The organism is Hallella sp., assembly GCF_037460745.1.
GTDB lineage: Bacteria > Bacteroidota > Bacteroidia > Bacteroidales > Bacteroidaceae > Prevotella > Prevotella faecis.
This window is the reverse complement of record NZ_JAXVAE010000168.1, coordinates 1-14,308: the sequence shown is the minus strand read 5'-3', so window position 1 is coordinate 14,308 and position 14,308 is coordinate 1. Positions and strand designations below refer to the sequence as shown.

Annotated in this window: 14 protein-coding genes; 8 read left to right on the top strand and 6 right to left on the bottom strand. The window is 53.6% G+C overall.

Features of this window, described 5'->3' with window-relative positions; all coding sequences use genetic code 11:
* Positions 1–29 precede the first annotated feature (29 nt).
* Positions 30–530, top strand: a complete 501-nt coding sequence (locus tag WKK33_RS11165; RefSeq protein ID WP_337933905.1) for an acyltransferase family protein — start codon at positions 30–32, stop codon at positions 528–530.
* Positions 531–785: 255 nt separating this feature from the next.
* Here the strand turns inward: WKK33_RS11165 and WKK33_RS11160 are convergent, their stop codons facing one another.
* Complete coding sequence (locus WKK33_RS11160; protein WP_337636233.1) at positions 786–1,238, bottom strand: lipocalin-like domain-containing protein; 453 nt, start codon at positions 1,236–1,238, stop codon at positions 786–788.
* Entirely contained in the window at positions 1,235–2,806 is a 1,572-nt protein-coding gene (locus tag WKK33_RS11155) for a capsule assembly Wzi family protein (RefSeq protein ID WP_337933903.1), read from the bottom strand. The genes WKK33_RS11160 and WKK33_RS11155 overlap by 4 nt, the downstream gene beginning before the upstream one ends.
* A gap of 244 nt (positions 2,807–3,050) precedes the next feature.
* Here WKK33_RS11155 and WKK33_RS11150 point away from each other — a divergent pair, with 244 nt between their 5' ends.
* Complete coding sequence (locus WKK33_RS11150) at positions 3,051–4,034, top strand: hypothetical protein (protein WP_337933901.1); 984 nt, start codon at positions 3,051–3,053, stop codon at positions 4,032–4,034.
* A gap of 184 nt (positions 4,035–4,218) precedes the next feature.
* On the opposite strand, the gene WKK33_RS11145 is transcribed toward WKK33_RS11150, so the two are convergent.
* Positions 4,219–4,725 carry a histidine phosphatase family protein gene (locus WKK33_RS11145; RefSeq protein ID WP_337933899.1) on the bottom strand — a complete coding sequence of 169 codons (507 nt, stop codon included), beginning with the start codon at positions 4,723–4,725 and terminating at the stop codon, positions 4,219–4,221.
* A gap of 204 nt (positions 4,726–4,929) precedes the next feature.
* Between WKK33_RS11145 and WKK33_RS11140 the strand changes: the two genes are divergently transcribed.
* Together WKK33_RS11140 and WKK33_RS11135 are read left to right on the top strand one after the other, a co-directional pair.
* Positions 4,930–5,244 carry a DUF308 domain-containing protein gene (locus WKK33_RS11140; protein WP_337933897.1) on the top strand — a complete coding sequence of 105 codons (315 nt, stop codon included), beginning with the start codon at positions 4,930–4,932 and terminating at the stop codon, positions 5,242–5,244.
* Positions 5,244–5,579 (top strand): hypothetical protein, encoded by a 336-nt coding sequence (locus tag WKK33_RS11135; protein ID WP_337933895.1) that lies wholly within the window; start codon positions 5,244–5,246, stop codon positions 5,577–5,579. Before WKK33_RS11140 ends, WKK33_RS11135 begins: the two co-directional genes overlap by 1 nt.
* Positions 5,580–5,582: 3 nt before the next feature.
* Here WKK33_RS11135 and udk read toward each other — a convergent pair whose 3' ends face one another.
* The 3 genes from udk to WKK33_RS11120 are packed head-to-tail and all read right to left on the bottom strand — an operon-like array spanning position 5,583 to position 8,101.
* Positions 5,583–6,209, bottom strand: coding sequence for a uridine kinase (udk, locus tag WKK33_RS11130; RefSeq protein WP_337933893.1), 627 nt, complete (start codon positions 6,207–6,209; stop codon positions 5,583–5,585).
* 38 nt (positions 6,210–6,247) lie between these two features.
* Positions 6,248–6,880: a uracil-DNA glycosylase family protein gene (locus WKK33_RS11125; protein WP_337933891.1), complete on the bottom strand. Its 633-nt coding sequence runs from the start codon at positions 6,878–6,880 to the stop codon at positions 6,248–6,250.
* 54 nt (positions 6,881–6,934) lie between these two features.
* Positions 6,935–8,101, bottom strand: a complete 1,167-nt coding sequence (locus WKK33_RS11120) for an endonuclease/exonuclease/phosphatase family protein (protein ID WP_337933889.1) — start codon at positions 8,099–8,101, stop codon at positions 6,935–6,937.
* A 747-nt stretch (positions 8,102–8,848) separates the two neighbouring features.
* Between WKK33_RS11120 and WKK33_RS11115 the strand changes: the two genes are divergently transcribed.
* The 4 genes from WKK33_RS11115 to WKK33_RS11100 all read left to right on the top strand — a co-directional run bounded on the left by WKK33_RS11115 (position 8,849) and on the right by WKK33_RS11100 (position 14,137).
* Complete coding sequence (locus tag WKK33_RS11115; protein WP_337933887.1) at positions 8,849–11,404, top strand: TonB-dependent receptor; 2,556 nt, start codon at positions 8,849–8,851, stop codon at positions 11,402–11,404.
* Positions 11,405–11,419: 15 nt separating this feature from the next.
* Positions 11,420–12,268 carry a DUF5689 domain-containing protein gene (locus WKK33_RS11110; protein WP_337933884.1) on the top strand — a complete coding sequence of 283 codons (849 nt, stop codon included), beginning with the start codon at positions 11,420–11,422 and terminating at the stop codon, positions 12,266–12,268.
* A 47-nt stretch (positions 12,269–12,315) separates the two neighbouring features.
* Complete coding sequence (locus WKK33_RS11105; RefSeq protein WP_337933882.1) at positions 12,316–13,773, top strand: choice-of-anchor J domain-containing protein; 1,458 nt, start codon at positions 12,316–12,318, stop codon at positions 13,771–13,773.
* A gap of 112 nt (positions 13,774–13,885) precedes the next feature.
* Positions 13,886–14,137, top strand: coding sequence for a type B 50S ribosomal protein L31 (locus WKK33_RS11100; RefSeq protein WP_337468760.1), 252 nt, complete (start codon positions 13,886–13,888; stop codon positions 14,135–14,137).
* Positions 14,138–14,308: the final 171 nt, after the last annotated feature.

The following is a 14,308-nucleotide window of genomic DNA, read 5'->3' as shown; positions in this document are numbered from 1 at the left end:
AATATCAAATATATAACTATAGTTAAGCGATTAATATCGCATCACTAGTATTTCAGCAAGACTTTCCGGTAGAGTACATGCGTAATTTCCTATTCACAGGCATTCCCTACTTCATGGTTGGCGTCTTCCTGAAGATGCATATCCATAAGCTCCTCACGGTTAATCGGCTTCTCTACCTTGGCGGCATCATTCTTTTTTCCATAACCACCGTCATGGAGAAGGTCATGATACTGCGTTTGGAATACACGCCCGACAATGAGAATTACATCAGCACCACACTTCTTGCCGTTTGTTTGTTCCTGTTTGTGGCATCGTTTCAGAACACCAAAGAATCCACAATTTCAAGTATTGGCGAAAAGGATTCTCTCTACATTTACATATTTCATCCTCTGATCATCCTTATTTTAGCAAAGCTCTCTTCAAAGATGCCAGAGGCCTTCCAAACTTTTTACCTATGGACGGCTCCCCTGTTCGTGCTCATTCTTACAACAATCGCATCGATTGCTTTACGGAAAACGAAACTGCTTTAACCCCAATAGGTTGTTAGACGGCAATTCTTGTTCGTTTTTGTTTCGAACAGGTTGCGACAGGGGCGTTGAAGGCATAGCCGACTATGCCGAGACGCGACGGAAGCAAGATGCCAAAAGAACCGCTGACAAGAGTTGAAAAGAAACCGTAGCTTCCCAATTGTCTTCCCGACTCGGTCTAACGCCTGATTAGGAGTTACCCCCAAAATCGAACAATGCTACATAGAGGATAAGGCTATTATTTGCTCTAACAGGAGGTTAAAACTTGCGGAAATGCAACCTGAGCATCTTGCCTCGCAGCACCATACGCTTGCCTGACAAGCGCTCCACGAAGAAATGTTCGGTCAAATCGTTGACTCCCAGAGGGCGCAACACGTCGACGTTGGTGAGCAACGTGTCGTTCACATCGCGATTGTTCACCCTTCCATCGGAGAGCAACAACGAGTCGGCCCTGTGCTCAAAGCGGAACATGTAACCGTAGGAAGGTGCCTGATGCGTATCGAGCATGGTGAGGAACTTACCCTGCACACCCCAAAACACCTTACTGCTGGTCATATCGACCTGCACGCCGTTGGCCAACGTGTCCACTTGCGACAGTTGCCAATAGCCATCGAGGTCACCATTGTCTGAGGTTTCTATGAAGTCGCCACACGAGGTTGCAGCCATGGTCATCGCCAGGCAGGTGGCAAGAAAGAGAAAGGTCTTTTTCATAAGTTGAATACTCCTGATTTGGAAACAGTCAGTTGGAAACCGGCGTTGGAGCCGAGAATGTGGCCAAAATCCATGCCATAGCCGCCACGCACCTGCCAGCCCTTGGGCAACTGGTAGCCGGCCTCAACGAGGAAGCTCACGTTGTGGTGCTTCTTGGTGTAAGGCGTCACGTAGGTGCCAAGGCCCTCTTGGTAGGTGGCCAGCACGCGGTAGTCGAGGCGCGGCGTGGGCTGGCCGTCGAAGCCGAGGTGGAAAGCCACGAAGCGGTTGTCGGTAAAGGCAATGCTTCCATCCTCGTTGTAGATGGGCGAACGGTAGAGCGGATTGCCGATGGCCTGGCCCCAATGTTGCCAACCGGTGTAGATATAATGGTTGTAAAAGTCGTCACGGCCACCCAAGTGGTCGTTGCGGCCTACGGTATGGTCGTGGTAAACCGGACCGCTTTGGTACTTGGTGTAAAGATATTCGAACACCACGCTACGCAGCCACGTGCCATATTTCAGGTTGAGCTCGGCGCCCAACATCCAGTCTTTGAAGTCGTAAAGGAAGAAACGCGTCTTCTTCTTGGTGTTCCATTCGTCGCCCTCGCCATAACCGTCGTAGTCGAGCTGGAACATCGACGAGAGATCCTCATAGTACTTGTCGGCATAAAGGTGCCACGCCACCCGCTCGCCATCATAATTGAAACGAACGAGCCAACTGCCCAGCACGTTGCCTTCCTTGTTGCGATACACCGTTCCCTCGCTCGGCTTGTCGCCGCCTGCCGGCACAAAGGCATGCCAAAAGCTACTAATGCCCTTGTCGTTCTCAATGACGCGCATGCCGCCACTGCCGTCGGGCACATAGGCCGTTCCGCCAAAGAGGGTGGCTTGCTCCAGTCCCAACTCGAGCGACCAGGGAATGAAACGGTCCTCGCTGCCTATCTTCAGGTAGCCCGCCTTGCTGTGGTAGAGCACATGGTCGGCATATTTGCTTTGCTTATTGGTGAACGAATGTTGCCAACTGTCGTCGGTCATCATGCCGTAAGCGATGTGGCCTTTCACCTGAAGCCAACGGCCCAAGGCCGGAATGGTCCAATAGCGTGGCAAGGCCAGTCGCACCTGGGGCACCGGACGCGCGTTGATTCCCAACGTCTGCGACCCACTGCTCAGCCTATTGTTCTTCAACTCCATGGGCTCCTCCTTGGCTCCGATGGTCAGTGTGCCATGAAGCCAACGGCCCTCAACAAACGCCTGCTGCACCACCACGTTGCTGGTGTAATGAAGCGGGGCGACCACATCGAGGCCATACCCCACGCCCCAACGGCGCGACGAGTCGTTGAGCAGCGGGCGAATGGCCGTGGCGCGCACATAGCCATTGGTCTCGTCGAGCGACGACAGGCCATGTTTATTGGCGTTGAGCCACAAGGGCGTCTTGTCTTTCGAGAACGAGCCTTGTGTCTCCACTCGGTACCGAATGCCCTCACCCAAGTCCAACTTGCCAGGGTGGGCATCGTATTGCCAAGCATACTGGGCCATCATAGGTGTGGTGGCCAACAGCGACACAAGCGCAAGGATCGTATGTTTCATCTTCACCTGTTTTCGGGGTTAGGGTGGACAGCCGAGGCTCCACCTTATTATTTATAATATGCAAAGATACATGTTTTTCATGAGGCAAACGGCCTCACGGTCCACAAAATGACAAACAGAGTAGGGATTTTCCCTCACGATGTAGGGAAAAACCTTTTGGTGCCCCAGATTATTGACGTATTTTTGCAACGTGAAAAGATGATAGAACATCATCGAACATGTTGAACAACAAAATGTCAGAGATATGAAAAAGTTCATGTTAACGCTTGTTGCACTGATCACAATGACAGTCCAAGCATCAGCAATGAGTTATGAGCAAGCCCGCGACCAGGCTCTCTTTCTCACCGACAAGATGGCATACGAGCTCAATCTCACTGACGACCAATATGAAGCCGCCTATGAGATCAACCTCGATTACCTGATGGGCATCAACGACCACCGCGATCTCTTTGGCAACTATTGGATCCAGCGCAACCTCGACTTGAGCTATATCCTGTTCGATTGGCAATACCGCGCATTTGTGAACGCTGCCTATTTCTATCGCCCGCTCTATTGGGACGCAGGTTATTGGCACTTCCGCATCTACGCTCGCTACCCACATCGCGACTACTTCTACTTCGGACGCCCAACGTTCTACGTAAGCTATCGCGGCGGACACAGTTGGAGAATGAACGGCGGAGCCAGTTGGTACCACGGTCGTTCCTGGGGAGGTCCGAGACCCGATGGTGGTCACCGCGTAGGAATGCGCGACGGATTTGACCGCGGCGACTATGGAAGAGGCATGCAGATGGCCGACAGAAACAACACACGCCAGTTTGGAAACGGCAACCGCACACAAGTGCAACAGAGCGGGAACCACCGCACCTTCGGCAACGGCCAGCGCTATAACGGCGCACCCCAGCGCACCTTCGGAGGTTCTTCGCGCCAAAGCAGCACACGCACCACGGTGACACAGCCCAACAACGGGCAGCGCACCTTTGGTCGGAGCAACACAACAACGGTGCCCAACCGCACCTTCTCGCCCAGCTATGGCGCATCGCGCTCATTTGGAAACAGCAACCGCCAGGCTGCCCCCAGCAACAGCTTCAGGAGCAGCGGCATCAAGCAGTCGACTCCCACGCGCAGCTTCACCGCTCCCAGTAAGTCGAGCAGCCCCTCAAGGAGCTTTGGTGGCGGAAACAACAACGGTGGCAGCCGCTCTACCGGTGGCCACTTTGGAAGAAGATAAGAAAAGCGTTAATGACAATAAATCAGGCATGACAATCTGAATTAAGGAAAAAATAGCGTCAGGATAACTAAAACTAGAGAGTAATAAGAAAGGCGAAGGGCTGTTTACCACACGGTGAACAGCCCTTTCATTATTCCCAATCGGTCATTAAGGCCGAAGCAGGAGAAATAGCAGGATGCTATGGCTACAGGGTTAGCTTGCGCACTTCGGCGTTGGCCATTTTCTCGATCTCGTTCATCGGCTTGTCGTAGTAAACGCTCTGGATAGCCTTGTTCATGATGCCATGGCCTACGGCAAGCACGGTCTTTCCGGGGTAAGTATCGCGCAGCCAAGCCATGAAAGCCTGCGCGCGCTGCTTCATGTGGTCGAGCGTTTCCACGTCATCGGGCCACGGCTGCCCCTTCAAACTGGGTATGAACTTACCCGTAAAGCCACCCCAGTCGCGCTCGCGGAGCAAGGGGGTGGCAACCACCTGCTGTCCATGGGGCTCGGCAATGATGGTGCATGTTTCCACGGCGCGCCACAGGTCGCTGGCCACAAACGCGTCGATGGCCACGTCTTTCATCTTGTCGCGCACCTCACGCGCCTGCTCCCGACCCGTCTCATTGAGCTGGCCATTGGTTTGTCCTTGCATAATTTGCGCCTTGTTGTCGACGGTCTCGCCGTGGCGCACCAGATACAATGTAGTCATTTGCTGATTTCGTTTTTAACCCCAATCGGTCATTGGCTTGTTACACTTAACACTGACAAGCGCCGAAAAGAACCCGTAACATCTAAGTTTCCTTTCCTTTGCGCTCTAACGAGCAATTGGGGGTTAATCATATTTCACATTCAGAATGTTGAAAAACTCACCGCCAAACGAGCGTTGGTAGCAACTTTTTATTACCTTTGCCACATGAAAGTATTCCAAAGCAGCATTTTCAGAGCTCTCTGCGCCATTGTCGTGGGAGCCCTTCTCGTGAAGTATCGCGAGCAGACGGTGACATGGATTACCATCGCCATCGGAGTTATCTTCTTCGTTTCGGGCGTCATCAGCACCGTGGCCTACCTGTCGGCAAAGCGTCAGGCCACGAAGGAGGGTGTGGAAATCTACGACGCCAAGGGCAACCGCCTCACACGTCCTGTGCCGCCGTTCCCCATCGTGGGCATCGGTTCATCATCCTGGGCACATGGCTCGCCCTGTTTCCCAACTCGTTTGTCAACGGCCTGATGTTTGTTTTGGCGGGCATGCTCATCCTGGGCGCGCTCAACTTGTTTTTCAACCTGGCTGCCGCCACGCGGTTCTCGTCGATCGGTTGCCTGTGGTGGGTGCTGCCCGTGGCCATCTTCCTTGTGGGCATCACGGCGCTCGTGAAGCCCAGCACCATAGCCTCCGCACCGCTGTTCATCATCGGTTGGGGCATGATGGCCTACGGCATGGTCGACCTGGTGAACACCATCAAGATTCATCGCTGCCGCAAGGCGTTCGAGAAAGCGCAGCAAGGCAACGACGAGGCCGACGTCGTAACCATTGAGGAGATTACCGACGAGCCCGAAGAGAAGTAGCCGCTACTCCTCTGGAACGAGTGTCTTGATATAGTTGGTGAGCATGCCGATGCCCTTCACGTTCTCGCCTCCCTGTGGGATGATGACGTCGGCGAAGCGCTTGGTGGGCTCAATAAACTGCTCGTGCATGGGCTTGAGCACCTCCAGATAGCGGTCGACCACCATCGACACCGTGCGGCCGCGCTCCACAATGTCGCGTTGGATATTGCGGATGAGTCGCTCATCAGAGTCGCAGTCCACAAAAATCTTCAGGTCCATCATGTCGCGCAAGCGCTTGTTGATCAGCGTCATGATGCCCTCGATGATAATGACGGGCTTCGGCTCCACATGCACCGTTTCGGACAAGCGGTTGCAGAGTAAGTACGAATAGGTGGGTTGCTCCACGGCGTTTCCGTGGCGCAACTCATTCACTTGCTTGATCAGCAGTTTCCAATCGAATGCGTCGGGATGGTCGAAGTTGATGGCTTTGCGTTCCTCGTCGGTCATCTCGGTGGTGTCGTTGTAATAGCTGTCGAGCGGCACAACGGCCACGTAATGGGGCGGCAGGGCCTCAACTATTTTTCTTACGACAGTGGTTTTACCCGAACCGGTGCCACCTGCAATACCAATAATGGTTACATTATTTTCCATTTCTTATACGTTTTCTGAGTTTATAGGGCGTTGGGGCGTCAGGGGTTCATAAGTCCCAAGTCGTCGAATAGGTTCTTGTAATATGCGGCCTTGCGCTCGAGCTGCATGGGGAAGGCGCGGCTCGAGCTGGGTTGGCGATACAGGCTCACCGTTCGCCCATCGAAAAGGAAGTCGCGATGGTCGCCCATCTGCATTTTGCGGATATCTATGCCGTAGTGGCTGGCAAAGAGCTGGGTGGCCAGTTGGCCCGCCGTAACCACTCCTTGGCAGTGGGGCAAGGCCCTCAAGAGACCGTCGAGGTCGGCGCGCTCCACCACCTCCAGGTCTTTGTCGGAGGCCGTTCCGGTGGTGCGCCGAATGCGGTTGCACGTGTCGTAGATGGCTATGCCCACCTCGGCCAAGAACCTCTTGAGCTCGGCCAGGCGGTAGGTCTTGCGGGCCTCGTCCACAAAATGCAGTTTGTCGCCGAAGAAACACAGTCCCACGATGCGCCACATGTCGTTGGTGTAATTGGGGTAATACCAATCCATGCACCACCGTTTGGGGGCAGGCGGAAACGTGCCCAACATGAGCAAGCGGGCGTTGGCGGGCAGAAAAGGCTCAAAGGGATGGGTCTCCACAGGAGCCTCATCCCTAAGCTGTGTTGTTTTTTCCGTTTGCCTTGTTGTCATGTGTATGAGGTTGACTGTTCGTCTTGGAGGTCGCCAATCAGCAAATCGGTCGGCTTACTGCTTGGCCTTGTCCTTCGCCTCGCGCTCTTGCCTCTCGAGCTTACACTCGGCAATGTTTTGCTTCTCGGCCTCGGTGAAATCGGGCAACAGGCAATCGCCGGCGTCCTTGGTGGCCACACCTTGCTCCTTCATCAGGTAGATGGCGGTGGGCAGGTGGTCTGAATAGCCATCGAGCCACACACCGCCTGCGGTGGTGCGCTTGGTGCCGCCCTTATATTTGCCCTCGGTTTGGAAGAGGTAGGGCATGCGCTGGATCTCACACTTCCAGTATTTGAGCGTGCTGCCGTCGCGGTGTCCCTTCTTGTTGAGCAGGTTGGGCGAAAGGATGATCTGGTCGAAGAGGTTCCACGCGCCCTGATACATCAGCGTTCCCTGGCCTTGCTTGACGAGCACATTGTACCACGGGTTGAACATGTCGTTCTTTCCCACCTTTTCTATGTCTTCCTTGGCCGACAGGGCCTCGTACATGCTCTTGTTGGTGGGGTCGTCGTTCATATCGCCCATCACGATCACCTTGCAGTTGGGATTCTTCTTCTGGATGCGCTCTTTCAGCGCTTTTATCTGGGCTCCACCCACCTCACGCGAGTAGGGACCACCGAAACGGCTGGGCAGGTGGGCCACAATGACCACCACATGCTCGCCAGCCAGCAAACCGCTCACGGCCAGATAGCCGCGGGTGCGGAACTTGGCGTCTTGCTTCTCGGTGGGAACGTAGGGATAGAGCTTCACGTCTTTCACGGTGAACAGGCTGGGCTGGTAAATCACGGCGCAGTCGATGCCGCGATGGTCGGGACCTTCCACATGGCAGAATTGGTAGTTGCGGGCTTTCAGGGCGGGCTGGGCACAGAGGTCGGTGAGCACCTTGTTGTTCTCCACCTCACTCAAGCCGATGACCGCACAACCCACGCCGGGCAGCGTGGTGGTGGCCATGTCGCTCAGGGCACGCGACATGTTATGGAGCTTATGACTGTATTTCAAGCCATTCCAATGGTAGGATCCATTGGGAAGGAACTGGTAATCGTTCTTGCCTACATCGTGACACGTGTCGAACAAGTTTTCCTGATTGTAAAAGCCTACGGCGTAAACCGAGAACTTCTTTTGCGCTGACACGGTAAGGCACAATGCCAACACGGCCAACAATGCAAAAAAATGTCTTTTCATCTGTGTTTCTATTTTTTCTGCAAATATCGGAATTTATATTCAAACACGTGCCTGATTTACTGAAAAATTGCGGGCGGGCCGACCAAAATTCATCCGATTATACGATATGGTGCAAATCCGTAATTTCATAAATTCACATCATGATGCATGAATTTGCATTCCCAATGGCGGTTCGGCAGGGCGCATCCCCCACCCTGCCATCCCACGTTCTCAAGTACCCAAGCGCACCGAAAATAGCCAACAATCTATAGCCAAAACTACACACTTCTTTTTCACGACGGAAAGACGGGGCGCAAATATGCGATTCTCAGTGCATTTTTGTAATCATCTAACAATCAACACGTTACATTCATAATTCCACTTTCAACCCTCCACATTCAACTTTCCGCCTTACGGTTAGGCATGTTTCGCACCACGGAACATGCCTAAACGAGCCTCGAAAGACGCCTAAACGCAAGACGATACATGCCAAACCGCAACGCGATCGGGCATCTTTCGCAACCCCTTGGCTCAGAGAAGAGGGGACGAGGACGTAAAAACGGCTTGCCAGCGCGCTATTTCGGCCAAAATCGTCGACAAACTTTTTAACCAAATAACCTAACAAGCCCATCCGCTTCGCACCACCCCACACGGTAAGATTTTCTCAGATGGCAACAGAAAATTCATAAAAAATACTTTTGTATTCGGAATATATTTCGTTACTTTGCACCTTATATAATTAAACCATTAAAATCATATCCTTCAACTATGCAGAAAAAGCTTCTTTTCGCGCTGGTAGCTATGGGTATGGCGCATCAGGCCTGGGGTCAGTCAGACTCTATCGGCCAGCCTCCCATTTCCATCGGCGAGCAGGCTTTCACCTTCACCGAAGCACAGCTTGGCGAGGACGAGAACGTGACGCAGAGCGTGTCGCTCATCTCTTCCAACACCAACGCCTACGCCAGTCAGGTGGGCTACAGGTGGAGCCCTGTCAGATTCAAGTACAGGGCCTACAACGCCAAGTACAATTCGATCTACATCAACGGAAACCCCGTGAACGACATCGAGCGCGGTGAGTTCAGATACTCTTTCGTAGGCGGTTTGAACAACCAGACACGCAACGTGGAGTCGGCGCTGCCCTTCGAGAACAACAACTTCTCCATGACAGGACTGGGAGGCAGCAACAACTACAACTTCCGCCCGTCGGCCATGCCCGTCGGCCAACGTGTGTCGCTGGCCGCAGCCAACCGCAACTACACGGCGCGAGCCATGTACTCGTACAACTCGGGCCTCAACAACAATGGTTGGGCGTGGTCGGCATCGCTCACCTACCGCTGGGCCAACCGCGGATATGTGGAGGGAACATTCTACAACTCGCTGTCGTATTACTTCGGCGTGGAGAAGGTGTTCAACAACCAGCACTCGCTCTCGCTCGTAACATGGGGCAACCCCACGGAGCGCGCCGCCCAAAGCGCATCGACCGACGAGATGTACTGGCTGGCCAACAACTACAACTACAACCCCAACTGGGGTTACCAGAACGGCAAGCGACGCAACAGCCGCATCGTCAACGACTTCGCACCTGCCGCCCTGCTCACATGGGACTTCAAGCTCGACGACCAGACGAAACTTACCACGTCGCTCCTCGGCAAATACTCCATGTATAGCAGCACACGCCTCAACTACAACAACGCCACCAACCCCGCACCCGACTACTACAGCCTCATGCCGAGCTATTTCTACGACGTTTGGGGTGGATCGGGCTCATCCAGCGCTTCCGACCTGGAGGCTTGGCAAACGGCGGTCAACTATTTCAAGGCCTCGAAGGCTCATCGCCAGATCAACTGGGACAAGCTCTACTATGCCAACAAGATGGCCTCTGCACAGGGCGCCGACGCCATGTATTACCAGCAGGCTTACCACGACGACCAGCTCGCGCTGACGCTCTCGTCGATCCTCCACAAGGACCTGACGAACCATAGCTTCTTCGACGCTGGCGTAAACCTGAGCACCAACAAGGGCATGCACTACCAGACCATGGAGGACTTGCTGGGCGCCACAAAGTTCCACAACACCAACTACTACGTGGTGGGCACCTACGACATCAACGACCCGCGCGCCCTCTACGATGTGCGCGACGGCAACAAGCTGGTGCGCGAGGGCGACCGCTTCGGCTACGACTACAACATCTTCGTGAACCGCGCACAGGCTTGGGCGGGCTATCAGACGGAGATTAAGTGGGCGCGACTCTTCGCAAGCGGCCGAATTGGCGGCACAACGCTGCAGCGCGAAGGAAACATGCAGAACGGACTGGCCATCAACAACTCGCTGGGAAAGAGCGGAACGGCTTACTTCCTCGACGGTGGAGCCAAGGCCGGAGCCAACCTGCGCCTCTGCCAGGGCAACACGCTCTCGCTCGGTGTGGGCTATGAGTGGAAGGCGCCCGACGCCCGTGTGGCATTCGCCTCACCGCAAATCAACAACGACTTCGTAAAGGACCTCACCAACGAGAAGATCTTCTCGGCTGAGCTGGGCTACCAGTTCCAGAACAACTGGTTGCGCGCCAACGTGCAGGGATACTTCAGCCGACTGGCCGACGTCACCGAGTATAGCATGTACTACTACGACAGCAGCAACTCGTTCTCATACGTCTCGCTCTCGGGAATCAACAAGCAATACTACGGTGTGGAGCTGGGGCTCGACTTCAAGCTGACCTCTTCGTTCAACATCAACGCACTGGCCACCATCAGCGAGGCTAAGTATGCCAACAACGCAAAGGCCACCTACATGCTCTCAAACGACGGCAAGTATTACAACGACATCGTGGTCAACAAGAACATGCGCGAGGGCGGAACGCCTCTCTCGGCCTACTCGGTAGACCTGTCATACCACTCACGTGGATGGTTCATCGACCTCATTGGCAACTACTACGACCGCATCTACCTCTATTACACGCCTGTGACACGCTACTACAAGAACCTTCCCACGCTGAAGGATGAGAGCGGAAACATCATCATGGACGCCAACAACGAGACCATGCACGACGTAAGCAAGGCGCCCGACCAGGCCAAGGGACACGGCGGATTCATGCTCGACGCTTCGATCGGAAAGAGCATCTACGTGGGTAAGAACTCGCTGAGCATCAACCTGACGCTCAACAACGTGCTCAACAACCGCAAGATCGTTACTGGCGGCATGGAACAGAACCGACAGACCTACGACGAGAGCGGAGAGGCCATCCGCACCTACAACTTCATGAACAGCCCGAAGAAGTTCTACACGAACGGCATCAACGGCATGATCATCGTCACCTATAAATTCTAAAGAAAGGAGAACGACATGAAAATGAAAGCAACTTACTTTTTCCTCCTCGCCCTCGTGTGCAGTCTTTTCACGGCTTGCATGGACGGCGACTGGGATGAACCCAACTTCAACGGCGGAGCTCCTTTCGGCAACAACAGCATTGAGGAGCACAACGTGATCAGCATCAGCGAGCTCATCAAGAAATATCCCAATGTGTTTGCCAGCACCGACCAGAACGCCAAGATTGAGGAGGATATCCAAATCAAGGGACGCATCACTGGCAACGACCTCGGTGGAAACATCTATAAGCAGGTAACCCTGCAAGACAACACCGGCGCCATCATCATCGCCATCAACGAGGGCGGCCTCAATGGCTACCTCGCAGAGGGCACTGAGATACTCGTCGACCTGAAAGACCTCTACATCGGAGGATACCGCAAGCAGCCTGAGCTGGGAGCGCCCTACAACGGAAACAGCATCGGACGTATGTCGAAAGACATCTGGGCGCAGCATTTCAAGATTGTAGGAGCCTGCGACACAACGGTCATCAAGGCGGTCGACTTCAACGACATCAAGGACGACATGAACAACAACTGCGCCCAACTCGTTACGCTGAAGGGCGTCACTTTCAAGAACGCCGACGGAAAGAACACGTTCACCACGGGCACTGCCCAAGGCAACGCGGTCAACCAGCAGTTCAACGAGTATGGAACAAACGTTGTGGTGCGCACCAGCACCTACGCCGACTTTGCCGCCATGGCGCTGCCCTACGACAGCATCAACAAGAAACCCGCCACCTGCAACATCACAGGTATTGCCACACGCTACAACGCCACATGGCAAATTCTTATCCGCAAGACCAGCGACATACAGGTCATCAAATAGTTTACGATATATTGTATCATAGAATTCATTAAAAAGAAACAAATAAAATGAAAGCGATATTCAAATCCGTCATGGCTCTTATGGCCATCTGCGCATTCACGGCTTGCTCGGACGTGCCCATGCCTTACAGCGATCCCAGTGAGGAAAACGGCGGCGAAGAGAACACCGGCGTGTACCTCGACGAGAGCTTCGAAAGCAATTTCGGAAAGTTCTCGGTAAGCAACGTGAAGGGAACACCATGGGTCATCGACTACAAAACGGCCAAGGCCACAGGCTACGACAACGCCACAATGAAGACCACTGAGTCGGAGTCGTACCTCGTGTCGGCACCCATCGACCTGACAGGCAGCAACGGAGCGCACCTCCAGTTTGAGTATATCCTGCGCTATGTCAACGCCAGCCAGAACGCCAACAAGGTGCTCATCACCGACAACTACACCGGCGATCCCACCACAACGGCATGGACCGACATGACCGGCACGCTCACCGAGGGTACCGATTGGCTCACCTTCGTCACCTACGACAGAAACCTCCCCGAGGCGTTCATCGGAAAGAACAACGTTGTGATCGCCCTGATGTACTCATGCAAGACTTCCTCTTCGACCATCGAGGTGAAGAACCTCAAGCTCCTGGAGGGAACGGCCCAGAACGCCGGCGGCGACACGCCAAAGCCCAACACTGACCTCAACACCGAGGCTACGGCATGGACCGTGGCCGAAGCGCTCCAGAAGATCAGCGAGAACGGTGGCGAGGCCCTCAGCGGTGAGGCTTACGTGAAGGGTGTTATCTCATCTATCGACTTCTACAACGAGACCTATAAGAGCCTCTCTTACTACATCTCAGACGACGGCAGCGCAAACAACACCCTGCAGATCTACTCTGGCAAGGGCATCGATGGCGCCGACTTCAACTCGAAGAACGACCTGAAGGTGGGTCAAAAAGTTGTGGTAAAGGGTATCCTGAAGGCTTTCAACGGCAAGAACGAAATGGATAAGAACAACCGTCTCATCTCGGTTAGCGGTGGTGGCGAAACACCCGCAGTAACGGGCCTGACAGCCACCTTCGCCACAGGCAACGATGGCTTCAGCGTCAAGAACGTATCGCTCAGCGAGGGACTCACAGAGGTGTGGAAGTTCGATACTGCCAACAAGTGCATGAAGGCCAACGGTTACGCCAACAAGAAGAACAATCCCGCACAGAGCATGCTCGTGTCGCCAGCCTTCAGCCTTGAGGGACTGACCACCGCAACGCTGACTTTCAAACAGGCCGCCAAGCACATGAAAAACGCAGCCGATGAGCTCCAGGTGCTCGCCTCAACCGATGGCACAAACTGGACCAAGCTCAACATGTCGGCCATGCCCGACGGATCCAACTGGAACCTCATCAGCACCACATGCGACCTGAGCGCATTCGCCGGAAAGGCCACGGTCTACATCGCCTTCCAATATACCAGCACCACAGAAGCAGCTCCCGAGTGGAGAGTGAACAATGTGGTGGTAAAGTAAGACCAACGGCATAAAAACACACGCAAATCTTTGGCGGGTTGCAGAATTCTTCGTAATTTTGCACCCGCTAATTGTATATAGCGCATTAATCATAATTACAACAATAAACAAAATGAAAAAAGGTATTCACCCAGAAAACTATCGCCCCGTCGTGTTCAAGGACATGTCCAACGGCGATATGTTCCTTACAAAGTCTACTTGCAAGACGAATGATACAGTAGAGTTTGAAGGCGAGACTTACCCCGTGGTAAAGGTTGAAATTTCAAGCACTTCTCACCCGTTCTATACTGGTAAGAACAAGCTTGTCGACACTGCCGGTCGCGTTGACCGCTTCATGAACCGTTACGGTAAGTTGAAGAAGTAATACTCGACATACAATTACACACGGTATAAAGCAATAAAAAGTGCGGTCGAACGTAGTTGCATATGCGTTCTGCCGCACTTTTTTTCTTTCCTTACGCCCTGTAACATCATAGGACACAAAATACTAGTGATGCGATATTAATCGCTTAACTATAGTTATATATTTGATATT

What these genes read in the sequence shown, in the direction of transcription:
- WKK33_RS11155 (WP_337933903.1), bottom strand. Translation starts at nt 2,806, where the DNA reads ATGAAACATACGATCCTTGCGCTTGTGTCGCTGTTGGCCACCACACCT.
- WKK33_RS11145 (WP_337933899.1), bottom strand. Translation starts at nt 4,725, where the DNA reads ATGACTACATTGTATCTGGTGCGCCACGGCGAGACCGTCGACAACAAG.
- udk (WP_337933893.1), bottom strand. Translation starts at nt 6,209, where the DNA reads ATGGAAAATAATGTAACCATTATTGGTATTGCAGGTGGCACCGGTTCG.
- WKK33_RS11160 (WP_337636233.1), bottom strand. Translation starts at nt 1,238, where the DNA reads ATGAAAAAGACCTTTCTCTTTCTTGCCACCTGCCTGGCGATGACCATG.
- WKK33_RS11120 (WP_337933889.1), bottom strand. Translation starts at nt 8,101, where the DNA reads ATGAAAAGACATTTTTTTGCATTGTTGGCCGTGTTGGCATTGTGCCTT.
- WKK33_RS11105 (WP_337933882.1), top strand. Translation starts at nt 12,316, where the DNA reads ATGAAAGCGATATTCAAATCCGTCATGGCTCTTATGGCCATCTGCGCA.
- WKK33_RS11110 (WP_337933884.1), top strand. Translation starts at nt 11,420, where the DNA reads ATGAAAATGAAAGCAACTTACTTTTTCCTCCTCGCCCTCGTGTGCAGT.
- WKK33_RS11140 (WP_337933897.1), top strand. Translation starts at nt 4,930, where the DNA reads ATGAAAGTATTCCAAAGCAGCATTTTCAGAGCTCTCTGCGCCATTGTC.
- WKK33_RS11100 (WP_337468760.1), top strand. Translation starts at nt 13,886, where the DNA reads ATGAAAAAAGGTATTCACCCAGAAAACTATCGCCCCGTCGTGTTCAAG.
- WKK33_RS11150 (WP_337933901.1), top strand. Translation starts at nt 3,051, where the DNA reads ATGAAAAAGTTCATGTTAACGCTTGTTGCACTGATCACAATGACAGTC.
- WKK33_RS11115 (WP_337933887.1), top strand. Translation starts at nt 8,849, where the DNA reads ATGCAGAAAAAGCTTCTTTTCGCGCTGGTAGCTATGGGTATGGCGCAT.
- WKK33_RS11135 (WP_337933895.1), top strand. Translation starts at nt 5,244, where the DNA reads ATGTTTGTTTTGGCGGGCATGCTCATCCTGGGCGCGCTCAACTTGTTT.
- WKK33_RS11125 (WP_337933891.1), bottom strand. Translation starts at nt 6,880, where the DNA reads ATGACAACAAGGCAAACGGAAAAAACAACACAGCTTAGGGATGAGGCT.